19 protein-coding genes and 2 pseudogenes are annotated in these 23,269 nt (G+C 40.3%); 12 read left to right on the forward strand and 9 right to left on the reverse strand.

All coding sequences use genetic code 11. From position 1 onward, the window contains the following. Window positions 1-3 precede the first annotated feature (3 nt). The 3 genes from L0B70_RS10115 to apaG all read left to right on the forward strand — a co-directional run bounded on the left by L0B70_RS10115 (window position 4) and on the right by apaG (window position 2,315). On the forward strand, window positions 4-570 hold the full coding sequence (locus tag L0B70_RS10115) for a hypothetical protein (RefSeq protein ID WP_235141680.1): 567 nt from the start codon (window positions 4-6) through the stop codon (window positions 568-570). 17 nt (window positions 571-587) lie between these two features. Continuing rightward, a complete protein-coding gene (odhB, locus tag L0B70_RS10120) occupies window positions 588-1,844 on the forward strand; it encodes a 2-oxoglutarate dehydrogenase complex dihydrolipoyllysine-residue succinyltransferase (protein ID WP_235141681.1) in 1,257 nt (418 codons plus the stop codon). Between the two features lie 84 nt (window positions 1,845-1,928). Continuing rightward, window positions 1,929-2,315, forward strand: a complete 387-nt coding sequence (gene apaG, locus L0B70_RS10125; RefSeq protein WP_235141682.1) for a Co2+/Mg2+ efflux protein ApaG — start codon at window positions 1,929-1,931, stop codon at window positions 2,313-2,315. Window positions 2,316-2,330: 15 nt separating this feature from the next. Here the strand turns inward: apaG and L0B70_RS10130 are convergent, their stop codons facing one another. The 6 genes from L0B70_RS10130 to L0B70_RS10155 all read right to left on the reverse strand — a co-directional run bounded on the left by L0B70_RS10130 (window position 2,331) and on the right by L0B70_RS10155 (window position 7,940). After that, window positions 2,331-2,888, reverse strand: coding sequence for a 3'-5' exonuclease (locus tag L0B70_RS10130; RefSeq protein ID WP_235141683.1), 558 nt, complete (start codon window positions 2,886-2,888; stop codon window positions 2,331-2,333). 149 nt (window positions 2,889-3,037) lie between these two features. Further along, window positions 3,038-3,811 carry an alpha/beta hydrolase gene (locus L0B70_RS10135; RefSeq protein WP_235141684.1) on the reverse strand — a complete coding sequence of 258 codons (774 nt, stop codon included), beginning with the start codon at window positions 3,809-3,811 and terminating at the stop codon, window positions 3,038-3,040. Between the two features lie 10 nt (window positions 3,812-3,821). Further along, entirely contained in the window at window positions 3,822-5,099 is a 1,278-nt protein-coding gene (locus L0B70_RS10140) for a hemolysin family protein (protein WP_235141685.1), read from the reverse strand. 49 nt (window positions 5,100-5,148) lie between these two features. After that, window positions 5,149-6,006 (reverse strand): alpha/beta hydrolase, encoded by an 858-nt coding sequence (locus L0B70_RS10145; RefSeq protein WP_235141686.1) that lies wholly within the window; start codon window positions 6,004-6,006, stop codon window positions 5,149-5,151. Window positions 6,007-6,059: 53 nt separating this feature from the next. Next, entirely contained in the window at window positions 6,060-7,034 is a 975-nt protein-coding gene (locus tag L0B70_RS10150) for a glycosyltransferase family 2 protein (protein WP_235141687.1), read from the reverse strand. A gap of 33 nt (window positions 7,035-7,067) precedes the next feature. Beyond that, complete coding sequence (locus L0B70_RS10155; RefSeq protein ID WP_235141688.1) at window positions 7,068-7,940, reverse strand: lysophospholipid acyltransferase family protein; 873 nt, start codon at window positions 7,938-7,940, stop codon at window positions 7,068-7,070. Window positions 7,941-8,027: 87 nt separating this feature from the next. Here L0B70_RS10155 and L0B70_RS10160 point away from each other — a divergent pair, with 87 nt between their 5' ends. After that, the gene (locus L0B70_RS10160) at window positions 8,028-8,615 is read left to right on the forward strand and encodes a thioredoxin family protein (protein ID WP_235141689.1); all 588 of its coding nucleotides are present in this window, start codon (window positions 8,028-8,030) and stop codon (window positions 8,613-8,615) included. 38 nt (window positions 8,616-8,653) lie between these two features. Here the strand turns inward: L0B70_RS10160 and L0B70_RS10165 are convergent, their stop codons facing one another. After that, the gene (locus L0B70_RS10165; protein WP_235141690.1) at window positions 8,654-10,015 is read right to left on the reverse strand and encodes an aldehyde dehydrogenase; all 1,362 of its coding nucleotides are present in this window, start codon (window positions 10,013-10,015) and stop codon (window positions 8,654-8,656) included. Between the two features lie 119 nt (window positions 10,016-10,134). On the opposite strand from L0B70_RS10165, the gene L0B70_RS10170 reads away from it, so the two are divergent. From L0B70_RS10170 to purF, 7 genes and pseudogenes are all read left to right on the forward strand, one after another. After that, window positions 10,135-10,941: an SDR family oxidoreductase gene (locus L0B70_RS10170; protein WP_235141691.1), complete on the forward strand. Its 807-nt coding sequence runs from the start codon at window positions 10,135-10,137 to the stop codon at window positions 10,939-10,941. A gap of 51 nt (window positions 10,942-10,992) precedes the next feature. Next, window positions 10,993-12,421 (forward strand): annotated as a pseudogene (purB, locus tag L0B70_RS10175) (adenylosuccinate lyase). Window positions 12,422-12,530: 109 nt separating this feature from the next. Then, window positions 12,531-16,223, forward strand: coding sequence for a phosphoribosylformylglycinamidine synthase (locus L0B70_RS10180; protein ID WP_235141692.1), 3,693 nt, complete (start codon window positions 12,531-12,533; stop codon window positions 16,221-16,223). A gap of 155 nt (window positions 16,224-16,378) precedes the next feature. Then, the gene (locus L0B70_RS10185) at window positions 16,379-16,984 is read left to right on the forward strand and encodes a SatD family protein (RefSeq protein ID WP_235141693.1); all 606 of its coding nucleotides are present in this window, start codon (window positions 16,379-16,381) and stop codon (window positions 16,982-16,984) included. Further along, window positions 16,985-17,686, forward strand: coding sequence for a DUF3307 domain-containing protein (locus L0B70_RS10190; RefSeq protein ID WP_235141694.1), 702 nt, complete (start codon window positions 16,985-16,987; stop codon window positions 17,684-17,686). It begins immediately after the preceding gene. Window positions 17,687-17,698: 12 nt separating this feature from the next. After that, window positions 17,699-18,417: pseudogene (gene purC / locus L0B70_RS10195) on the forward strand (phosphoribosylaminoimidazolesuccinocarboxamide synthase). Between the two features lie 48 nt (window positions 18,418-18,465). Next, a complete protein-coding gene (gene purF, locus L0B70_RS10200; RefSeq protein ID WP_235141695.1) occupies window positions 18,466-19,956 on the forward strand; it encodes an amidophosphoribosyltransferase in 1,491 nt (496 codons plus the stop codon). Between the two features lie 57 nt (window positions 19,957-20,013). Here purF and L0B70_RS10205 read toward each other — a convergent pair whose 3' ends face one another. Both L0B70_RS10205 and aroB read right to left on the reverse strand, forming a co-directional pair. Next, window positions 20,014-20,637 (reverse strand): porin family protein, encoded by a 624-nt coding sequence (locus L0B70_RS10205; protein ID WP_235141696.1) that lies wholly within the window; start codon window positions 20,635-20,637, stop codon window positions 20,014-20,016. A 307-nt stretch (window positions 20,638-20,944) separates the two neighbouring features. Then, the gene (aroB, locus tag L0B70_RS10210) at window positions 20,945-21,985 is read right to left on the reverse strand and encodes a 3-dehydroquinate synthase (protein WP_235141697.1); all 1,041 of its coding nucleotides are present in this window, start codon (window positions 21,983-21,985) and stop codon (window positions 20,945-20,947) included. Between the two features lie 89 nt (window positions 21,986-22,074). Here aroB and L0B70_RS10215 point away from each other — a divergent pair, with 89 nt between their 5' ends. Continuing rightward, a complete protein-coding gene (locus tag L0B70_RS10215) occupies window positions 22,075-23,244 on the forward strand; it encodes a proline dehydrogenase family protein (RefSeq protein WP_235141698.1) in 1,170 nt (389 codons plus the stop codon). The last annotated feature ends 25 nt before the right edge of the window (window positions 23,245-23,269 follow it).

Raw genomic sequence — 23,269 nt, forward strand, 5'->3', positions numbered from 1 at the left:
CAGATGAAAAAAGTGCTTCTCGTCTTAAGTTGTATGCTTTGTCTTCCGTTTTTTGCGCAGGAGATGAAAACTGGGATCGAAAATCAGTTTCGGGATTATAACAATTTAATTGTTGAGAAGAAATTCGAGAAGGCTTTGGATCTTTATGCTAATGAAGATTTCTTGAAAATGTTTCCGAAAGACCAATTGGTTGATTTAATGAACCAAATGTTCAACTCGCCGGAACTGGAGTTTAAAATAGATAAGCCCGAAAATATTGTTGTTAGCGATGAGGTTGTGGAGGAGAAGGGTCAGAAATTTGTGAAAGTTACTTACCTTCAAAAGATTCAGATGAAATTCGTTGGAAGCGAATTGAAAGTAGAGGATTTACAATCTGCGCTGCAAGGAGAATTCGGATATGATAACGTAAAGCTGGACCCATCCACGGGATATTTTTATATAAGTTCCGTAAAAGAGGCCGCAGCAAGTTCATCTGATTCTAAAAATTGGAAATTTACCGTTTTGGAAAAGAAACAGATTCCTGTTCTAAAAGCATTTATTCCGGAGCAGTTTTTAAGAGAATTAAAATAATAAACAAAATATTCACGATGTCAATATTAGAAATGAAAGTTCCCTCGCCGGGAGAATCCATCACAGAAGTTGAAATCGCATCTTGGTTGGTAAAAGACGGCGATTACGTAGAAAAAGACCAGCCAATCGCTGAAGTTGATTCCGACAAAGCAACCCTTGAACTTCCTGCCGAAGAAAGCGGGATTATTACCTTAAAAGCGGAAGAAGGCGAAGTGGTAGAAGTAGGACAGGTGGTTTGCCTTATCGATAGAGACGGTGCAAAACCTGAAGCGTCATCTGCCCCCAAAACGGAAAATGCCGAGGCGCCAAAAGCGGAAGAAAAAGTGGTAGAAAAACCGGCCATCGTTCAGGAGGCTAAAAAAGAAGAAAAACCCGTTGCAACAAGTTATGCAACAGGCACGCCTTCGCCGGCTGCGAAAAAGATTCTGGACGAAAAAGGAATAACAGCTTCTCAGGTTTCAGGTTCCGGCAAAGACGGCAGAATCACGAAGGAGGATGCGAATACGGCTTCGGTTCCTGCAATGGGCGGAACTTCCGAAACAAGTGGTTCCAGAGGTTCGAACACCACTAAACTCTCAGTATTGCGTCGTAAAATTGCGGCAAGATTGGTATCGGTGAAAAATGAAACGGCCATGTTGACGACTTTTAACGAAGTTGACATGTCCGAAATCTTCCGAATCAGAAAACAATATAAAGAAGAATTTACGCAGAAACACGGCATTGGTTTAGGATTTATGTCCTTTTTTACGAAAGCCGTAACAAGAGCACTTCAAATGTATCCGGATGTGAACGCTTCTATCGACGGAGATTTCAAAACCAATTATGAGTTTTGCGATATTTCGATCGCAGTTTCCGGACCGAAAGGTTTGATGGTTCCTGTGCTTCGCAATGCAGAAAATATGTCGTTTCGCGGGGTGGAAGCCAACATTAAATCACTTGCTGAAAAAGTAAGAGACGGAAAAATAACCGTTGATGAAATGACGGGTGGAACCTTTACCGTAACAAATGGTGGAACTTTCGGCTCCATGATGTCTACGCCAATTATTAATCCGCCGCAGTCTGCAATATTAGGAATGCACAATATTTTACAAAGACCTATGGCGATTGATGGCCAGGTGGTTATACGTCCGATGATGTATGTGGCCTTGTCTTACGATCACCGAATCATCGATGGTAAGGAATCTGTCGGGTTTTTGGTGGCGGTGAAAGAAGCCATCGATAATCCTGTGGAACACCTTATGGGCGGTGACGAAAGGAAAGCGCTGGAGCTTTAAAATTTTTACAGTAAAAACTTTCAGATATTTAAATCCTGCCCGCAAAAGGGCGGGATTTTTGTATTCCTAAAAAAAAACACAAATATGTTCTCTACAACTACTTTCGACATTAAAGTCTCCGTAACTCCGGAATACGACGTTAAAAACAGTTTTCCTTCAGAGAATCGTTTTGTGTTCCGCTACAACATTACCATCGAAAACCTGAGCGAATTTCCCATCAAACTGAAAAGGCGAAAATGGCTGATTTACGATGTTGGCTTTGGTTTTACAGAGGTCAGTGGCGATGGTGTAATAGGCTTAACTCCCGAAATTCACCCGGGCGACAACTTCAAATATTTTTCGAATGTGGTCTTACGGTCTGGCGTGGGAAATATGTCTGGAACGTATTTTTGCACCCACCTTCTCACCAATGATGAAATCGAAATTGAAATTCCAAAATTCAATTTGGTAGCGCAGGTTTTGAGTAATTGATCCTGAAAAGTCCCCCTAAAGAATTTTCAGATTTTTTTTCAGCACCTCACTTACTTCATCATTTCTCGTAAGCATCAACCTTTCAAACGCGAGGAGCGATATTTTGGCGCAGACTTCTGCATCGGCACCCGCTCTGTGATGCGTAAACTGAATATTGTGCTGATCGGCTAACGATTTCAAACCATATTTGGGCAAATCTTTCCAGGATTTTTTGGCTAAAGAAATGCTGCATAAATAGTTAAGTTTCGGTTTAAAAAAACCGTAGTAATCTAGACAGCTTCTTAAAACGCCCGCGTCAAAGCCGGCGTTGTGCGCGATCATCAGATTTCCATACATCAAGTTTTCAGCTTCATGCCAGATTTCATCAAAAGTAGGAGCGTGCTGAACATCGTGTGGATTTATACCGTGAACTTCGATGTTTCTCGGATGAAAATACGGAAAACTTGGCGGCTTGATGAGCCACGTTTGGGTTTTTACAATCACGCCGCCTTCAACCACACAAATTCCCATCTCACATGCAGAATGCCGTTCGTGTGTAGCAGTTTCAAAATCGATAGCGCAGAAATCAATCATTTAAATTAAGAGTTTTCCGGAGTTCCAAAGAGTAGGAAGCCGGCCCGCAAAATTATAAAAAATCCAGTTAAGACAGTTGAATAAATCACTTTCTCTTTGTGCTAACGAAGTATATTCTGCCATATTATTTTTGAATTTTTGACGACACCTTATTTTTGGCTAAGAATCATCTGAAGCTCTTCCCGAAATTTTTGGAATTTCGCCAGGTCATCATGTTTTCCTCCCGCGATCTTGATGAATTTTTTTTCGATGTCCGGCTTTTGATTTTGGAAAAGTTCAAACAGTTTTTTGCCGGAAGTAAACGGCACAACCGAATCTTTCGTGCCGTGAAAGTGATAAAGCGGAACGTTAAGACCGACAATAGTTTCATTCGATAAAAAGTGGTATGTCATTTTTGGTGCCACCTTGTCCGTGATCTGAACGGGAAGCCAGCGGTTCACAATGTCCTGCAGATTGTAAAAAGCGGCCTCTAAAATCACGAGTTTAGGTTGGTTTTCTGCTGCCACTTTTAAGGCAAAAGCGCCGCCTAAGCTGCGTCCGTACACGACAACGTTTTCTTCGCCGTACTTTTTCTTTGCAAATTCGAAAGCGAAAAAAGCGTCGGAATAAAGAAAATCCTCATTGCGTGGACCGGAACTTTTGCCGTAACCGCGGTAGTCCATCACCAGAATATCGTACCCAAAATGGCGAAGTTCGCCCGCGATTTTTCCCCAGCGATGCAGGTTGTTGGAATTGCCGTGAAAATATAAAATTACGCCTTTCGGATTTTTAATTTGAAAATGTAAGGCATTTATTTTGCCCTCGAACGGGGTTTTCCAAAGATATTCTTCGAAGCTGTTTTCAAAATCGAATTCGTGTTCCTGCGGAAGCGCAACGGGTAAAAACACCACTTTTTCCTGAAGATATTGAAGCAGTTTTCCCATTGATATTCGGTTATAGCGCGTTTCGCGTGATCAGAATTTTATCAACGCGTTGTCGGTCCTTATCGATGATTTCGAGTTCCAGATCTTCAATTTTCACTTTGTCTCCAACTTCGGTGGAGCCTCTTTCATTCAGGAAAAATCCAACCAATGTGGTGTAATTGTCTTTGTTATCGAATTCGTACTCTAGATCAAAATATTTGATAAATTCAACGATCGGAAACTGCGCGTCTGCCAGCCAGGAATTTTCGCTGCGCTGAACAATTCGGTAATCAAAGTTCTCATCCGTCGACGTGTCGCCCACCAAAGCATCGAGAACATCGTGCATCGTAACCATCCCGACGGTATTTCCGTACTCGTCAATGACGATTCCGTAATGGTTTTGCTCCTTCTTAAAAATTTCGAGGACTTTGTACGCATAGAAATTTTCATTCAGATAAATGGGCTGGCGAAGATGGTTCTTCAGCTCAAAGCTTTCGGGATTTTCGATAGGGAAAAGGTCTTTCATCAAAACGATTCCGGTGATGTAGTCCAAACTGTGACCGGACGTTACGGGGTAGGCGCTGTGCTTGTTGTCGCTGATTTTTTTCAGAACAATTTCCAGACTGTCTGTGATATTGAGATAACTCATCGCATTTCGGTGCGTTAAAAGTGTGTTGATCTTACGGTCGCCCAACTCAAAAACGCGCTCTACAATATTATGTTCGATTTGGTCTATCTGGCCTTCCTGCGCGCTTTCTCGAACAATGGATTTAATTTCTTCTTCTGTGACGATGCTGTCTGAGGTGCTTTTAATTCCTAAAACTTTTAACAACAGATTATTGGAAGTCGTAAGCAAGAGCACGAAAGGCGAGGTCACTTTCGACAGAATATCCATGGGTTTCGCGAGCATCGTAATGATTTTTTCCGGGAACGTCATCGCAATCCTTTTCGGCAATAACTCGCCCAACAGAATCGAAAGATAGGTGATGAAAATAACAATGCCTACCGTTGCCAAAGGCTTCGAAAACGACTGAAGGAAAGCAAACTGATCCAGAAAATTTTTAAAATCGTTCGTCAGGTTCTCGCCGGAATAAACCCCAAGTAAAATCCCGATGAGCGTGATGCCGATCTGTACGGTGGACAGAAATTTGGTAGGATTTTCGGAAAGCTCCAGAGCTTTTTTTGCGCCGGCGCTGCCTTTTTTCTTCGAGTTTTCAAGTTTAAATTTTCGGGAGGAGACGAGCGACATTTCCGACATTGCGAAAACTCCGTTCAGCAAGACGAGTAAAATAATGATGAGTAATTCCATTAAAAGTTTTAATTAAGACAAAGATAATTTTTTTGATTTTACCAAAAGATTAATTCCGGTGAGAATAATTGAGGGTAGTGTTCTCCGCCGCGAAAATACTGGGCTTTTCCTCAAAAATCTCTTCGATCACGCGGTGGTATTCTTCGAACTGATGGACATCGATATGTCCGGCGCCCAAAATAACGTAAAGACGCGTGAGCTTTGGATTGATCTCCGACAAATCAACGGCCGTGCTGATGGGAACCAATCGGTCGTCGCTGCCATGAATGATTTTTATCGGGCAACGGACATTTTTCAAATAGTGAAAAGTAGGAATGTTATAACGCAGAAAAGGTTTCGCCGGCATAAATGGAAGGTACCGATGGATCGTACGCAACAGCGAATAGAGTGGAGAAGTAAGAATCAGGAGTCGCGGATTATTTTTCGCCGCAAGTCTTGCTGCGAAGCCGGATCCCAGCGACCGTCCGTAAACCACAATTTTATCTTCCGCAAACTCAGATTTCGTAATATCGTAAATGAACTGGGAATCGCGTTTCATTGCTTCCACGGTTCTCTTTCCCGTGCTTTTGCCGAAACCGCGGTAATCCATCATAATTACTTCGTAGCCTAACCGCGTGAAATCGATTGCAAATTTTCCCCAGCCTTTAATGCTTTTCGTATTTCCTTTCAAATAAAGCACGACGCCTTTCGGCTCATCCACCTGAAAATGCAGATAATTAATTTTTGCGCCGGGTTCCGTCTCCACGGTTTTTTCTTCGGCCTTTAAATGATCGTAAGCAAACTTAAAATCGGGAGAAAGTTTCTCAGGATGAAAGAAAAATTTGTGTTGAAAAAAATAGATAAGTAAGCCTATGATTAGGATTACAATAGCGGCGACGGTAAGAATCAAATAAATATCTATTTTCATTGGTCTTATAAATTTAAGTCTATTTATAAGAAATCCGGACCAGTTGTAGAAAATTATTTAGAGATTTTGAGGAAATGTTTAAAGATCAGCCATTTCGTGCCGTAATAATTTTTTATCTGATTTTTTCCGCGAAGTTTCATCGTTCCATAAGACTGTGCGTACCAACTGCCGTGCGCGCGCAAAACCGCCCAAAAATGAGAGAATCCAAATTGAAGACCGAAATAAATTCCGGCAAAGCCGTCTAAAATTAACCGAACCGGAATTACCCAAAGCAAAGTGGCAACGGGCATATTTTTTAAAAGCATAGAAAGGTTATTCCGCATGTTCAGAAATGTTTTCTGTGGACTTTGTTTATTTAAAGTGCCGCCGCCGACGTGGTAAACCGTCGATTTTCCGGTGTAGAAAATCTTCTTGCCGGCATTTTTGAAGCGCCAGCAGAGATCGATTTCTTCCTGATGCGCAAAAAACCGCGCATCAAAACCATTTTGGGCCCAAAAATCTTGCGACCGCACAAAAAAGCAACAGCCAGACGCCCAAAAAATTTCGCGCTCGTCGTTGTATTGTCCCAGATCTTTTTCGATGTTTTCGAAAATTCTGCCACGGCAGTACGGAAAACCTAAATTATCGATAAAACCACCGGCCGCGCCTGCAAATTCGAAATATTCCTTTCGGTTGTAATCTAAAATTTTGGGCTGAACCGCCGCAATTGTCGGATCCTTTTTAAAGAGACTTATAATCGGGTCAATCCAGTTTTCAGTGACTTCTACATCAGAATTCAAGAGACAAAAGATTTCGCTGTCGATGCTCCTTAACCCTTCGTTGTAACCGCCTGCAAAACCGTAGTTTTTATCATTAACAACAAGGTGAACGCGCGGAAATCTTTCCTTTAAAAAAGAAACAGAATCGTCCGTGGAAGCATTGTCGATGACAAAAATTTCAGCGTTCGCCGAATTTTCAATAACGTTGGGAAGAAATTTTTCTAACCAATTTTTGCCGTTCCAGTTTAATATTGCGATTGCTGCTTTCAATTGTTGAGGATCGTAATTAATAAGACAGGGATGTTATCCCATTACTTTAATGGCGTTTTGGTATTTCCAGCGGCGGTGCGACCACAAATAATTATCCGGCCTTTTATTAATGGTATTTTCGAGCAAGGTGTGAAACTTTTTTACCACTTCAAATTCTTTAAATTTTTCGCCTTCGGGATGAATTCGGTAATAATTAATTTGATAAAAGCCCCGTTTTACTTTTTTCATTTCGCAAAAAACGAAAGCCAGATCCATTCTTGTGGATAATTTATCGTATCCGACAAATGCCGGCGTTCTCTGATTTAGAAAATCTAAGCCATACGTTACCTCCGAAAAATGCGGCGTCTGATCGGCCACAAACATGTAAACCGAATTTCCATCGTTAGGATTTTTAAAAATGTGGCGAATTACTTCTTTCGCTTCCAAAGCTTCATTACCAAAACGGTTGCGCAGGCTTTTAATTTTTTCTTCCCAAAAATTACTTTGCACTTTTCGGTACACCGGGAAACTTTTTTCCTGAGGAATAATAGTTGCCAAAGCGTTGTACCATTCCCAGTTAAAAATATGTCCCGCCAGTAATATCACATTTTTGTTTTCCGCCTTCGCCTCGTGAAAAACATCCTGATTCAAATGCTGTACGCGAACGCGCAGTTCCGTGGATGAAATTGTGAATGATTTAAAGGTTTCGGTAATATAATCGCAGAAGTTCACATAAAAATTCTTCTCAATCTTTTTGATTTCCTGCGGGGATTTTTTTGGGAAAGAATTCTGCAGGTTTTCCAGAACCACTTTTCGGCGGTAACCGATCACGTAATAAATAACGAAAAAGGTAAGGTCCGAAAGTGCATACAAAATCCGAAACGGAAGTTGGGAAAAGAGCAGGATAATTTTGAAGAGAAATTTCATAAACAGATTGCAAATTTAATCATAATAAACTTTACGGTTAGTTCTAATTTTGTTAATTTGCGGTGAACAATTAATTTAACAAAAAAAATGATAAATACTACTTTAAAAGTTTTCGCTTTATCCTCGGTGCTCATCACAAGTTTGGCCTGCTCGCAGAAAACCGAAACGGTAAAAGCCGAAAATACGGCAGATAAGACGCTTTTGGTTGAAGCTGATAGTACGGCAATTTTGGAAGCCAAGAAAAAAGCCGCCAAAGAGGAGATTGCCAAGTTGCCAAAACTGTACAACGATAAAGAAGATGCAGAAGCAAAAATTGCCGAAGTTGTAAAGCAGGCGAAAGCAGAAAACAAAAATGTCATGATTCAGGCGGGTGGAAACTGGTGTATCTGGTGTTTGAGGTTTAATAATTATGTGCAGACAACGCCGGAACTGAATGAGATTGTTGATAAAAACTACGTTTATTATCACCTGAATTATTCGCCGGAAAACAAGAACGAAAAGGTTTTTGCAAAATATGGCAATCCCGGGGAGAAATTCGGCTATCCCGTATTTATTGTTTTAGACGGAAACGGAAAACAGATTCACACGCAGGACAGCGCAGTTCTGGAAGATGGAAAAGGCTACAGTTTGGAGAAAACGAAGGAGTTCTTTACCAAATGGGGTCCGAAATCGTAAATTATAAAAGTCTCGCCAAACCAATGACGAGACTTTTTTTATAGCACTTTTTTAATCCAGCTCAATTTCTTTTTCGAGTAAGGTGGATATTTTAAATCCGGTTCGCCCCAGGTTGCGCGGTCTAGAATTGCCTTCTCATGAGAAAAGGCCGCAAAGCCGAATTTCCCGTGATAATGCCCCATACCGGAATTCCCAACGCCGCCAAAAGGTAAATAATCGTTGCTTAAATGCATCACCACATCGTTGATACAGCCGCCACCAAATGAGATTTTGGAAATGAAGTTTTCTTTTTCTTCAGATTTATCGGTGAAGAGATATGCAGAAAGGGGCTTTTCATGTTCAGCGATTTGTAACAGGGCTTCATTGAAATTTTTAAACGTCAGTACCGGCAAAATTGGTCCGAAGATTTCTTCCTGCATCACCGCGTCGTTCCAGGTTACGTTTTGCAAAATGGTCGGTTCGATGTATCTTTTCCCGGCGTCAGAACCGCCGCCATAGAAAATTTTCTCACGATCAATTAATCCGGTGAGTCTTTCGAAATTTTTCGTGTTGATGATTTGCGTGTAATGTTTTGCTTCCGGCTCATAATTAAATTTCTGAATATAGGATTTTAGCGAATCCAAAAAACTGTCTTTCACTTTTTCATCCACCAAAATATAATCCGGCGCCACGCAGGTTTGCCCGGAATTTAAAAATTTTCCCCAGACGATTCTTTTCGCAGCGACCTCAAAATCTGCCGAAGACGTTACAATCGCGGGACTTTTTCCGCCCAGTTCCAAAACAACGGGCGTTAAATGTTTTGCTGCGGCTTCGTAAATAATTTTGCCTACGCGCGAACTGCCCGTGAAAAAAATTTTGTCGAATTTCAGTTTTAAAATTTCCGTGGTTTCTTCGATGCCGCCTTCCGCGACATAAAGATATTCTGCAGGAAAATTTTCGTTGATGATTTTCGCCATCGCTTTCATGGAATGTTCTGCCACTTCGCTGGGTTTCAAAATGCATGTATTTCCCGCCGCAAGTGCCGCAACCATGGGCGAAAGTGATAATTGATACGGATAATTCCAGGCGCCGATAACCAGCGTACAACCCAAAGGTTCGCGGTAAATTTTGCTGGATCCAAACTGATTCGCGAGGTTTGTTCGGACGCTCTTCGGTTTCGATAACGATTTTAAGTTGCTTAAATAGTAGTCGATATCTTTAAGGACGAAAGAAATCTCCGTAGTGAACGTATCAAACTTGGATTTCCCGAAATCTTTATAAATGGCTTCGTACAGAAGATCTTCATTTTTAATCAAAATTTCTTTCAGTTTTTTCAGATATAGTTTCCGAAAATTCAGATTTTTCGTTTTTTGGCTGTTAAAAAATTCTCTTTGGTGGCTTAATATTTCTGGGAAACTCATTGTTTTATTTCTAAATTGCTGCGGTCGGCTTTTTTTGAATTTTACATACAAAATTCGAGGGACTTTATAACAAGTATCAATCCAAACAAATTTAGCTTAAAAATATTTAGACAAACTTTATGGATTTTAAAAATAAAACGGTTTTGATCACGGGCGGCTGTTCCGGAATCGGAAAAATTATGGGCAGAAAATCTTTGGAAAGAGGTTGTTCCAAATTGATCATGTGGGATATTAATGAGGTGGGACTGCTTCAAACCAAAGAAGAATTTTCAAAAATAGGCGGCGAAATCTCTACTTTCAAAGTTGATATCTCTAACCCCGACGAAATTAAAATTACTGCGCAGCGCGTCCGGACAGAAGTGGGAACCGTCGACGTTCTGATCAACAACGCCGGAATTGTTGTTGGAAAATATTTTCACGAACACACGCACGATCAGATCGAAAAAAGCATGCACATCAATGCAAATGCGCCAATGCATATTGCTTTGGAATTTCTGCCTGATATGATTCGGCAAAATTTGGGTGCCGTCTGTAACATCGCTTCATCTGCCGGTTTAATTTCTAATCCCAAAATGTCGGTTTATGCCGCCTCGAAATGGGCCGTGATCGGTTGGGGCGACAGTGTTCGTCTGGAAATGGAACAGTTAAAGAAAAATGTTTCGGTGATGACCATTATGCCGTTCTTCATCAATACCGGCATGTTCGATGGTGTTAAATCGAAAGTGCTGCCAATTTTGGAGCCCGAAAAAACTTCAGAACGGATTATCACGGCAATTGAGAAGGAAACGAAAATGCTTGCTATGCCACTTCCGTATTGGTTTATTCGGCTGTCCCAGGGTATTCTGCCGATTCCGGTTTTTGATTGGGTAATGAAAAATGTTTTTGGAATTTATGATACGATGAAGGAATTTACCGGCCGAAAATAAGTTTTAAGGCTCAAAATTTTTCCTTAAATTTGTGCAAGTAAAAAAGAAAGAATGAATTCCTACAAAAATCCGCTTGAAGAACGTTACTCAAGTCCGGAAATGCTCTATAATTTCTCTCCCAACAACAAATTTCGGAACTGGCGAAAACTTTGGATTGCCCTGGCGGAAATTGAAAAAGATTTAGGTCTCGACATTTCCGGAGAGCAAATCGCGCAGCTGAAAGAAAATGCGGAGGAGATCGATTACGAAAAAGCAGCGGATTATGAAAAGAAATTCCGTCATGATGTGATGGCGCACGTTCACACGTACGGCGACGCAGCTCCGCTGGCAAAGGGAATCATTCATTTGGGTGCCACTTCAGCCTTTGTAGGCGATAACACCGATCTCATTCAAATGCGCGACGGACTTTTATTGATCAAAAAACAATTGATCAATGTGATGAAAAAATCTCTCCGATTTCGCACTTCAATACAAAGATTTGCCGACTCTTGGCTTTACGCATTACCAGCCCGCGCAATTGACCACCGTCGGAAAACGCGCGACATTGTGGTTGCAATCATTAATTTTAGATCTCGAAGAACTGGAATTTTTTCTGGAAACTTTAAGATTTCGTGGTGTAAAAGGAACGACCGGTACTGCTGCAAGTTTTTTGGAGTTGTTTGATGGCGATTATTCTAAAGTAAAACATCTGGATAAAGAACTTTCGAAGCGTTTTGGTTTTGACAAAGTTTTCGGCGTTTCCGGACAAACTTATGATCGAAAAATCGATGCGAAAGTGGTAGCATTACTTTCAAATATTGCACAGTCTGCGCATAAATTCACCAATGATTTACGTCTGCTTCAGAATTTAAAAGAAATTGAAGAACCTTTTGAGAAAAACCAAATTGGTTCCTCGGCAATGGCTTATAAAAGAAATCCCATGCGCTCTGAAAGAATCGGTGCTTTGGCAAAATTCGTGATGTCACTATCTACAAGTTCCGCAATGGTCGCGTCTACACAGTGGTTCGAACGTACTTTGGACGATTCTGCAAACAAGAGATTAACCATTCCACAGGCGTTTTTAGCAGTGGATGCTATTCTTTTGATCTGGAATAATATCATGAACGGCATCGTGGTGTACGAAAACAGAATTCAGAAACATATTATGGAAGAACTTCCTTTTATGGCGACCGAATACATCATTATGGAAGAAGTGAAAGCCGGCGGCGACCGTCAGGAAATTCATGAAAGTATTCGTGTTCACTCTATGGAAGCCAGCAAGAAGGTTAAAGAGGAAGGCAAGGACAACGATCTTATTGCCAGAATTATGAACGACACTTCCTTAAAAATGGATAAATCGAAATTAAGAGACGTGCTCGACCCGAAAAATTTTATCGGTTTCGCACCGGTTCAAACCGAAGAGTTTATTGAAAACGAGGTGAAACCCATCTTGGATCAATACGCCGAATTAATCGGGTTAAAAGCCGACCTTAAAGTATAATTTATTAATGCAGTCTTTTTGGCTGCATTTTTTTTGAGCTCGACGGAGCGAAATATTGGCAGAAATTATAATCTAACAAATTAAGCTCCCACGGAGCGACATATAAAACATGTCTAAAAAAAGAATCTTCGTAGAAAAAAAAGGTATTTTCGATGTTGAAAGTCCGAAACTTTTTAATGAAATTAAAAATATCGCCTCAAATATAAAAGACGTTAAAGTTTACAACATCTACGATATTTTTGGCGTGAATGACGACGAACTTTCGCAGGTCATTAACAATACTTTTGTGGACCCTGTGACCGACATTCTGCACACGGACAATCCCGCGAAAAACGTTCACTTTGCTACAGAATTTTTACCGGGACAATACGATCAGCGCGCAGACTCTGCCCAACAGTGCATCGCCTTGCTGACAGAAAATGAAAGCGGCAAAGTGCGAAGTGGAAAGCTCATCGAACTGTTTGGAGTTTCCGAAAGTGAACTTGAAAGCATTAAGAATCTTTTAATTAATAAGGTTGAATCTCAGGTCAAAGATCTGTCGAAATTTGAAATTCCCGTGGAAGAAACGCCGGATCCTGTTTTTATTCATGAGGGTTTCACCAATTTCTCGGCGGAAGAACTAAAGACATTTTATCAAGATCACGGCTTTGCCTTGGGAATCGATGATCTCGAATTTATTCAAAACTATTTTAAATCAGAAAAACGAAATCCGACTGAAACCGAACTTAAGGTTTTGGATACGTACTGGAGTGATCACTGCCGTCATACGACTTTTGAGACGGAACTGACTGATATTCAGTTCAATGATTCCTTTAAATCTACTTTACAAACGATTTTTAATGACTATTTAGAAAAACGAAAATTCTTAGGTAGAGAATTGAAGCCGATTTCTCTGATGGATTTAGCAACAGTTTGTGCCCGATTTTTTCACAAGACCGGTAAACTCGAAAATCTAGTCGTTTCCGATGAAATTAATGCCTGCACGATTGAGATCGAAGCCGAATTTGATGGCAAGAAAGAACCGTGGTATTTGTTGTTTAAAAATGAAACCCATAATCATCCAACGGAGATTGAACCTTTTGGTGGCGCTTCAACCTGTTTGGGCGGCGCAATCCGCGACCCTTTGTCAGGCAGAGCTTTCGTTTATCAGGCGATGCGTTTGTCCGGCGCAGCGAATGTTTTGGAACCAATTTCTGAAACTTTACCCGGAAAGCTTCCGCAACGGACAATCACAAAGCAAGCCGCAAACGGCTATTCTTCCTACGGAAACCAAATCGGTTTGGCCACCACTTTGGTAAATGAAATTTACCACGAGGGTTACAAAGCAAAACGCATGGAAGTCGGTTTTGTCGTGGGCGCCGTGAAGAAAGACTGGGTAAAACGCGAGCAACCGCAAAATGGTGACCTCGTTATTTTGCTGGGCGGCGCAACCGGTAGAGACGGCGTGGGCGGCGCCAGTGGAAGTTCTAAAGTTCAGGACGAAACCTCGATTCATACTTTGTCAACCGAAGTTCAGAAAGGAAATGCGGTAGAAGAACGCAAGATTCAGCGACTTTTTAGAAATCCGGAAGTCACGACTTTAATTAAAAAATCGAATGATTTTGGCGCTGGTGGCGTGTCTGTAGCCATCGGCGAAATCGCAGATTCCCTCGAAATTAACCTTGATATTCTGCCGCGCAAATATGAAGGTTTAAACGGAACTGAACTCGCCATTTCTGAATCTCAGGAAAGAATAGCCGTTGTTATTGACGCGAAAGACAAAGCAAAATTCATCAGGTTCTGCGAAGAAGAAAATATTAAAGCCGTCGAAATTGCAAAAGTGACGGATTCCGGTAGGATGCAGATGTTCTGGCAGGGGAATAAAATTGTGGATTTAAGTCGGGAATTTTTAGATACCAATGGTTGTGCGAAAACGCAGCGTGCCGAAGTATCGCATTTGCAGCCGCTTGAAAACGAAGCCATTGAATTTAATGAAGAGAATTTCTTTAAAATCCTTTCCGATAAAAATGTAGCTTCCCAAAAAGGCCTGGCGGAAATGTTTGATTCTACTGTCGGCGGAACCACGGTTGCAATGCCGTTTGGCGGAAAACATCAGTTGACCGAAATGGAAGGAAGTGTGCAGACGCTGCCGGTTTTAAACGCCAAAAACATCGAAACAGTATCTTTGGCAAGTTGGGGATTTGATGCCGATATATCGTCTCAAAACTCCCTGGTTGGCGCTGCAAATGCTGTTGTTGAGAGTGTTGCCAAGATCGTTGCCATGGGTGGCGATTATAAAAATATCCGTTTGAGTTTTCAGGAATATTTTGAAAAACTCGGAAATGATGCGGAGAAGTGGGGGAAACCCTTGGCTTCTTTGCTTGGAGCGTACGATGCGCAGATGAATTTCGAATTGGCCGCGATTGGCGGGAAAGATTCGATGAGTGGAAGTTTCCAGAATATTCACGTGCCACCGACGTTGATTTCTTTTGCGTGTGCGAACGGCGAAAAGAAAAACATTATCTCACCTGAATTCAAAAAAGCCGGAAATAAACTGTATTTATTCAACCATATTCCGCAGGAAAATGGAATGCCAAATTATGCAGATTTAAGACAGATCTTTGATTTCATTCTTGAAAATATTAAGTCGAAAAAGATTGTTTCAGTGAAGACAATCAAAGAGGGTGGAGTTGCAGTGGCACTGGCAAAAATGAGTTTTGGAAATCATCTTGGCGCAAATGTTAAGGTTGATGAAGATTTGCTTTTAACGAAGAATATCGGAAGTTTAATCATTGAAACTACGCAGGATTTAGAAAATGATTTACTTCAATTTATTGGTGAGGTCGAAAACTCGGAAACGCTGAAGATCAGCTCTTATGAATTTAATATCAAAAAACTGCTTGAAGTTTGGACCGGAACTTTTGAAGAGCTTTTCCCTACAAAAGAAAATGAGAAAATTGTCGTTGAAATCGATTCGAAATTGAATTCAGTTCAGGCCGGAACGATCAATATTTTCAAACACCGCCTGGCGCAGCCGAAAGTTTTTGCACCGATTTTTCCCGGCACAAACTGTGAATATGAAACGCAAAATGCCTTTCGAAAAGAAGGCGCAGTTGTATCGGGTTTACCTTTAACTAATCTCAATCATCAACTTTTAAATGAAAGTTTAGATGCCTGGATTTCGGAAATTAATCAGTCGCAAATCCTGGTTTTATCGGGCGGTTTTTCCGCGGGAGATGAGCCGGATGGTTCGGCAAAATTCATCGTTAATGTTTTTAAAAATGAAAAGATGAAAAATGCCGTGCATCAGTTATTGGAACGCGACGGAATGATTCTCGGGATCTGCAACGGCTTTCAAGCTTTGGTAAAATCGGGTTTACTGCCTTATGGAGAAATTCGTGACCTCAGTGCGGACTCGCCAACTTTGGCGCATAACGCCATTGGACGGCATATTTCCCAAATGGTGGAGGTGAAAGTGATCAACGACGATTCGCCCTGGTTAAAAGGAATGAAGGATGAGGTTTATACAATTCCTATTTCGCATGGTGAGGGCCGGTTTATGGCTTCCGCAAAAGTCATTCAGGACTTGTATGAAAAGGGCCAGATTGCAACGCAGTATATTAATCAGGAAGGAAAAGTTGCGCACGGAATGCCGTTCAATCCGAGCAACGCAATGTTTGGAATTGAAGGCTTAACCTCTAAATCCGGGAAGATTTTTGGAAGAATGGGACATCCGGAACGTTTTGCGGAAGGTTTGATGAAAAATATTCCAACGGCCAATTATCATAATATTTTTAAGAATGGCGTGGAATATTTTAAATAAAAACGTGATTGTTAATTTTAAATATTATAAGGTGTTTTGCTTATAATATGGTATTATTAGCTTTTGAACTTATGTTTTCATTTAAATAAAACTGTTATTATTAGCTATTAACCTTATATGTTTTACTTATTAGTATATTTGCTTATATTTGTCCTATGATTGCGATTATAACCGGAGATATTATCAATTCTCAAAAATCAGACACGGAAGCCTGGCTTCCCATGCTGAAGGATTTGCTGGGAACTTGGTCCGAGACTCCTAGTAATTGGGAAGTTTACCGCGGGGATGAATTTCAGTTAAAATGCAGTGTTGATGAGGTCTTTCACAAAGCATTGCTCATCAAATCGCTCATAAAGACGGCGGAAAATTTAGACGTCCGCATCGCCATTGGAATTGGTAATGAAATTTTTCGGTCCGAAAAAATCACAGAATCAAATGGCTCTGCGTACGTGAATTCCGGCCGTCTGCTTACGGATATAAAAGCGCTCGGAAAAACGCTCGCCATTCAGACGGAAAACGACAAAGTAAACAGAGATTTAAATATCCTTTTCAAATGGGCCGCTATCGATTTCGATAACTGGACCGCCGCAACTGCCGAAATTATTCATCAGCTATTGCGGAATTCAGATCTCACCCAGGACGAATTGGCCCGCGAGTTAAACATCACGCAATCTTCCGTAAGCCAGAGACTTAAACGCGCCAATTTTGAATTGTTACAGGAAACAGACCAATATTTTAGGAAAAAAATCGCCGAATTATAAATGATTTTCACCAACCTCATATTAGCACATTTATTGGGAGATTTTATTCTTCAGCCCAATTCTTGGGTGGCTGAGAAAGAGGTAAAAAAGGGCCGAAGCATTTACCTTTATTTTCATGTTCTTATTCACACACTGCTGGCGCTGCTTTTTTTATGGGATCTTAATTTGTGGTGGATTGCTTTAATCATCGGCATTACGCATTTTTTTATCGATCTGGCGAAACTGACTTTTCAAACTTCCAAAACCAAAAGAATCTGGTTTTTTATCGATCAGTTTTTACATGTACTGGTGATCGCGGTCGTCTCCTTTTTTTACTTTCCCTATTTCCGTTGGGACGATTTTTTCAATGCAGAAAGTTTAAAACTCATCACCGCCGTAGTTTTTCTCAGTATTCCCTGTTCAATACTGATCAAAACACTTATCTCTTTCTGGACACCCGTCACCATCGACCACAGCAAAATAAAAACAGAATCTCTGGTTAATGCCGGAAAATACATCGGAATTTTGGAAAGACTTCTGGTCTTTGTTTTTATTCTGGTAAACCACTGGGAAGGAGTAGGATTTATGATCGCTGCAAAATCGGTTTTCCGCTTCAGCGATCTGGCCGAAGCCAAACAGAGAAAACTCACAGAATATGTCTTAATAGGAACTTTGCTAAGTTTCGGAATAGCCGTTCTTACAGGAATTTTAATAAAAATCTAAGAAAAAAATAAAATGACAAAAGGAGCAATGCTTTATGAAGGAAAAGCAAAGCAGGTCTTCGAAACCGATAATCCCACAGAAGTGATTGTCCGTTTTAAAGATGATGCAACTGCCTTCAATGCGCAAAAAAAGGAAGTGTAGATTTAAAAGGCGAAATGAACAACGCCATTACAACTTTGATTTTCGAATATTTAAATGAAAAAGGAATACCCACGCACTTCATCAAAAAATTAGATGAAAGGGAACAACTGGTTAAAAAAGTGAAAATTATTCCCCTCGAAATGGTGGTTCGTAATTATTCTGCCGGCAGTATGGCGCAGCGGTTGGGAGTTGAAGAAGGAATTAAATCTCCCGTCACTATTTTCGACCTGTGTTATAAAAGAGACGATTTGGGAGATCCACTTATTAACGACCATCATGCAGTTTTTCTGGGTGCCGCCACTTACGAAGAACTCGACGATATGTATGAACTGACTTCTGATATTAACGACATTCTAATTGATCTCTTTGCTAAAATGAATATTATTTTGGTAGATTTCAAAATAGAATTGGGCAAAGATTCAACCGGCAAAATTATTTTAGCAGACGAAATTTCCCCCGATACCTGCAGACTCTGGGATAAAGACACCCTGAAAAAACTCGATAAAGACCGGTTTCGGAGAGATTTAGGCGATGTTACTGAAGCTTACGTAGAAATCTACGAACGATTAAAAAAAATTCTGAACAAATAAAAAACCTTACTCCCTCTCCGTTTGAAGAGGGTTAGGGTGAGGATAAAAATGAAAGACTTACAACAACACAGAAAAGACTATCTGAACCAGTTTAAGGAAAGAAGCTACGGCAGAAACTTGCTTAAAGCCGAAGATCCTTTTGATGCGCCATCGGAAGAATGTGGTATTTTTGGTCTCTATTCCGCTACCGATCTGGATACTTTTTCTCTCTCCCAATTTGGTCTCTTTGCCCTACAGCACCGGGGCCAGGAAGCTTGCGGCATCTCTGTAATGAACGACGGGAAAATTTTCAATATTAAAGATGAAGGTTTAGTTCTGGATGTCTTCAAAGAAATTCGCAATCCCGAAACTTTTATGGGGAACTCTGCCATTGGGCACACGCGCTACACCACGGCGGGCGATAAGAAGAAGTACAATTTTCAACCATTCTTCGCGAAAAATGAGTATGATCAGATTATCCTGTCCATCGCGCATAACGGTAATTTGACCAACGCCGAGGAACTTAAAAAAGAACTGGAGGCGGAAGGAGTGGTCTTCAAAGCAACTTCCGATTCTGAAGTGATTTTAAGGCTTATCCAAAAAAATCTGGATCTGGGTTTACGGGGCGCCATCAAGGCGACAATGGAAAAAATTAAAGGTGCTTATTCCGTTGTGGGAATGACGCGTAATAAATTCTTTGCCTTTCGGGATTTTCATGGCATCCGTCCTTTGGTTTTAGGTGCAATCGACGAAAAGACTTATGTTGCTGCCTCCGAATCTGTTGCTTTAGACGCGGTTGGAGCACAATATGTTCGCGATATTTTACCGGGCGAAATTGTTTATACCAGCGAAAACGAAATAGGTTTAAAAAGTTTTCTTGTTAAAGAAAACTGCGAAAAAAGAATCTGTGCTTTCGAATATATTTATTTTGCACGTCCGGATTCGATCCTGGAAAACATAAACGTGCACGAGATTCGGGAAAAATCGGGCATGAAAATTTGGGAACAGGCACCTGTAGAAGCAGATATCGTTATCGGTGTGCCCGATTCCGGGGTTCCTGCCGCGATTGGTTTTTCCATTGCTTCCGGCATTCCGTTCCGTCCGGTTCTCATCAAAAACAGATATATCGGCAGAAGTTTCATCGTTCCCTCCCAGGAAATGCGCGAAAGAATTGTTAATTTAAAACTGAACCCAATTGTCTCTGAAATCAAGGGAAAAAGGGTAGTGATCATCGATGACTCCATCGTCCGGGGTACCACTTCGAAACGGCTGGTTAAAATTTTAAAAGAGGCAGGAGTGAAAGAAATTCATTTCAGAAGCGTTTCCCCACCTATTATTGCGCCGTGCTATCTCGGTATCGACACGCCATCAAAAGACGATTTAATCTCTGCAAATATGAATGTGGAAGAACTCCGAAACTATCTGGGAGTCGATTCTCTGGAATTTTTAAGGATGGATAATTTAAGACTAATTTTAGGCAGTTCCAATCATTGTTTTGGATGCTTTACCGAAAAATATCCGGTTCCGGCTGGTCCGAACCCGGATTTTACAGATGAATAAAAAAAGAAAAAAGGTTGAGAAATTTCTCAACCTTTTTCTTTATCTTAAGATTTCATCTTAATTAAATTTGTAAGCCAATCCAACTTGGAAGTTGTTGTTTTTTACAGAATCTCCATTGTTTTCTTTATAGATATCTGTGAAACCAGCATTATATCTTGCATTGATACCGAATTTTGGAGTAATCCAATATCCTGCACCTAATCCAACTCCAAAATCAAATGTATTGAAAGAATCTGTGTTTAAATCACGAGTATCAGAATCTGTTGTAGATCCATTTTTTGTACTCTTGTATTTATCACGAGCATCAATTAAGAAACTGAATTGTGGTCCTGCTTCTAAATAAAATGATGGTGTTGCATTGTACTGAAACATTACTGGTACAGAGATGTAATCTAAGTGACGAGCATATTCTGCAGTATAGTTATCATTGTTGATATCAAAATCAGTTAATGTAACTTTTGATCCTAAATTGTTATACAAAACCTCTGGCTGAATGCTAAAGTTTGTTGCAATTGGAGCATTTAAAAATACACCAGCGTTGAAACCTATTTTTGAGGAAGAATCATCTAATCCTGCATCGTTTGAAAGTGAAGATACATTCATTCCACCTTTAACACCAAATGACTGTGCAAATGTCAATGAACTCATTGCGATTGCTGCACCTAAAACTAACTTTTTCATAATTCTAAATTTTTGATTAATTTTTTGTGAATGTGATAATAGTTTTCTCGATTTTAATTTGATATTGTATGAAAAATAATAATGATCAAAAAAACCTTATCAGTTCACGGTTTTAAATTTTGTTTTACACCGTCTACCTCTCAAAAGCTGTGCCAAAAATGATCTTTATAAAAAAAAATTAAACAGCAGTTTAACAAAATTATAAATTAAACAATTGAAAATGAGTAATTTAAAACTCGTAAATAATTTTACTTTTGTGATCTGGCAGTTTTTACGGATTGTCTCGAAATTATGGCAGAGTTAGAAATTATGACAAATTTTGATAAAAATGCAATGCATAAGAAATGTTTTTTTCGCTTACAGAACAGTCGAATTTACAGCTCCCGATTCCAGAAAGCAGTGAGAAACTGATTTCTCCCTTCGAATTCTTTTTATCGTTTTTCATAAGTGCTATTATTTCTTCTGTGGAGAAATCATCAATAGAAATATAAGGGTAAAACTTTCTTATATTTTCGATGATTGACGTGGCGCTTTCTTCAGAAATAAAATTTTCCAGATAAGAAAGCTGCGTTTCGCAGATCATTCCCAAAGCAACTGCCTCACCGTGCGGAATTGGTTTCCCTTTCTGAAGGAAAAGACTTTCCAGTGCATGCCCAATGGTGTGCCCAAAATTCAGTGTTTTGCGGATGTTTTGTTCTTTAAAATCTTTTTCAACAACGTTTTGTTTAATCTTCATAGAAGTTTCAACGAATGGAAAAATGTTTTCTGGGGTCAAATCTTCAATACCAATTAAATCACTCCAGTGTTTTTCGTCCGCAATTAAACCGTGTTTCAACATTTCTGCAAAACCACTTCTCAGTTCAGTGAAAGGCAAAGTTCTTAAAAACCCGGGGTAAACGAAAATATGTTCGGCGGTGGCAAAAGTTCCTACGATGTTTTTCAGAAACTGATGATCGATCCCCGTTTTACCACCAATCGACGCGTCGCACATGGCTAAAAGCGTTGTCGGCATATTAATAAATTTAATTCCTCTTTTATAGGTTGAAGCCACGAATCCGCCGAGATCGGTAATAACGCCGCCGCCCAAATTAATGATTAATGATTTTCGATCCGCTTCAAATTCCGACAAAATTTCCCAAAGCTGAATGGCAGTTTCGATGGTTTTTAAATCTTCACCGGCTTCAATTTCTATTATTTCGAAAGGTATGTCGGTTTCCAGATTGGCCAAAAGCAGGGGAAGACAATATTCATGCGTGTTTTCGTCGACAAGGATAAAAAGTTTCGATGGACTTAGATCCTCTAAAAAGGGAGTAAACTGCGTGAAATCCTGATCTAAAATTGAAATCATTTTGCTTAAATTTGGCACAAAATTAAACTTTAATTTAGTTTTATCAATTCACTTAGTATCATTAAATTTGCATTCAATAAAAAGCATCAATGAGCATTTTCAACAATACCCAACTTGCCTTCGCCAACAAAACCGATTCTCAGCTTAGAAAAGCTTTCTGGATGTTTAAACTCATCGAACAGCCACTTTTAACAAAATTAGGAACAAGTGTCCTCAATTTTGCGGTACACAACAACATTCCTTTTGCAGGAAACGTCGTGAAAGCGACCTTATTCGAGCAGTTTTGCGGCGGCGAAACGCGCGAAGAAAGTATGAAAGTAGTTAATCAAATGTTTAAGCGTGGCGTAGGAAGTATTTTCGATTACTCCATTGAGGGGAAAGAAGAAGAAGCCACGTTCGATGCCGTTTGTAAAGAAATTAAAGATATTGTGCGTTTCTCTGTCGGAAATTCCGCGATTCCTTTCATCGTTTTTAAACCTACCGCTTTTGGCCGAATTGATATTTATGAAGCCGTCGGAAAAAAAGTAGAGTTAACAACGAGTCAAAAAGAAGAGTGGCAAAGGGTTGTGCAGCGCTTTGATGAAGTCTGTCGACTTTGCTTCGAAAACAATAAAAAAGTCATGATCGACGCGGAAGAAACCTGGATGCAGGATGCCGCTGACCATCTGGTGGAAGACATGATGGAAAAATACAATAAAGTAGAACCCATCGTTTGGAACACAGTGCAAATGTACAGAACCGGCCGTTTGGAATATATGCACCAAAACCTGCAGCGCGCGAAAGAAAAAGGTTATTTCATCGGCTATAAGATTGTTCGCGGCGCCTACATGGAAAAAGAAAGAGAAAGAGCCGCAGCGATGAATTATCCCGATCCAATTCAGCCAACAAAAGATGCCTCCGACCGAAATTATAATGATGGGATCGATTTCGTCATGGCAAATCTTGATAAGGTGTCCGGATTTTTTGGCACGCACAACGAAACTTCTACCGAACTCGTGATGGATAAAATGAAAGCCAAAGGTCTGGAAAACGGCGACAACCGCATTTATTTCGGGCAGCTTTACGGCATGAGCGACAATATCACCTTTTATTTGGCCGATAAAAAGTACAATGTGGCGAAATATCTGCCTTATGGTCCGGTAAAAGATGTAGTCCCGTATTTAACGCGCAGAGCACAGGAAAATACGTCGGTCGCTGGGCAAACCGGTCGCGAACTGAGTTTAATTCAGAAAGAACTGGACCGCAGAAAAGGACGGTAATTTTTAATTGTATAAACAGGAATGA

It is taken from the genome of Kaistella sp. 97-N-M2 (assembly GCF_021513235.1).
Classification (GTDB): domain Bacteria; phylum Bacteroidota; class Bacteroidia; order Flavobacteriales; family Weeksellaceae; genus Kaistella.

Bases quoted from the DNA above. Each gene is read 5' to 3' on its own strand.
- L0B70_RS10145 (WP_235141686.1), bottom strand. From the start codon at position 6,006: ATGAAAATAGATATTTATTTGATTCTTACCGTCGCCGCTATTGTAATC.
- L0B70_RS10205 (WP_235141696.1), bottom strand. From the start codon at position 20,637: ATGAAAAAGTTAGTTTTAGGTGCAGCAATCGCAATGAGTTCATTGACA.
- L0B70_RS10170 (WP_235141691.1), top strand. From the start codon at position 10,135: ATGGATTTTAAAAATAAAACGGTTTTGATCACGGGCGGCTGTTCCGGA.
- L0B70_RS10130 (WP_235141683.1), bottom strand. From the start codon at position 2,888: ATGATTGATTTCTGCGCTATCGATTTTGAAACTGCTACACACGAACGG.
- L0B70_RS10115 (WP_235141680.1), top strand. From the start codon at position 4: ATGAAAAAAGTGCTTCTCGTCTTAAGTTGTATGCTTTGTCTTCCGTTT.
- odhB (WP_235141681.1), top strand. From the start codon at position 588: ATGTCAATATTAGAAATGAAAGTTCCCTCGCCGGGAGAATCCATCACA.
- apaG (WP_235141682.1), top strand. From the start codon at position 1,929: ATGTTCTCTACAACTACTTTCGACATTAAAGTCTCCGTAACTCCGGAA.
- L0B70_RS10215 (WP_235141698.1), top strand. From the start codon at position 22,075: ATGAGCATTTTCAACAATACCCAACTTGCCTTCGCCAACAAAACCGAT.
- L0B70_RS10190 (WP_235141694.1), top strand. From the start codon at position 16,985: ATGATTTTCACCAACCTCATATTAGCACATTTATTGGGAGATTTTATT.
- L0B70_RS10165 (WP_235141690.1), bottom strand. From the start codon at position 10,015: ATGAGTTTCCCAGAAATATTAAGCCACCAAAGAGAATTTTTTAACAGC.
- L0B70_RS10135 (WP_235141684.1), bottom strand. From the start codon at position 3,811: ATGGGAAAACTGCTTCAATATCTTCAGGAAAAAGTGGTGTTTTTACCC.
- L0B70_RS10185 (WP_235141693.1), top strand. From the start codon at position 16,379: ATGATTGCGATTATAACCGGAGATATTATCAATTCTCAAAAATCAGAC.
- L0B70_RS10160 (WP_235141689.1), top strand. From the start codon at position 8,028: ATGATAAATACTACTTTAAAAGTTTTCGCTTTATCCTCGGTGCTCATC.
- L0B70_RS10140 (WP_235141685.1), bottom strand. From the start codon at position 5,099: ATGGAATTACTCATCATTATTTTACTCGTCTTGCTGAACGGAGTTTTC.
- L0B70_RS10180 (WP_235141692.1), top strand. From the start codon at position 12,531: ATGTCTAAAAAAAGAATCTTCGTAGAAAAAAAAGGTATTTTCGATGTT.
- aroB (WP_235141697.1), bottom strand. From the start codon at position 21,985: ATGATTTCAATTTTAGATCAGGATTTCACGCAGTTTACTCCCTTTTTA.
- purF (WP_235141695.1), top strand. From the start codon at position 18,466: ATGAAAGACTTACAACAACACAGAAAAGACTATCTGAACCAGTTTAAG.
- L0B70_RS10155 (WP_235141688.1), bottom strand. From the start codon at position 7,940: ATGAAATTTCTCTTCAAAATTATCCTGCTCTTTTCCCAACTTCCGTTT.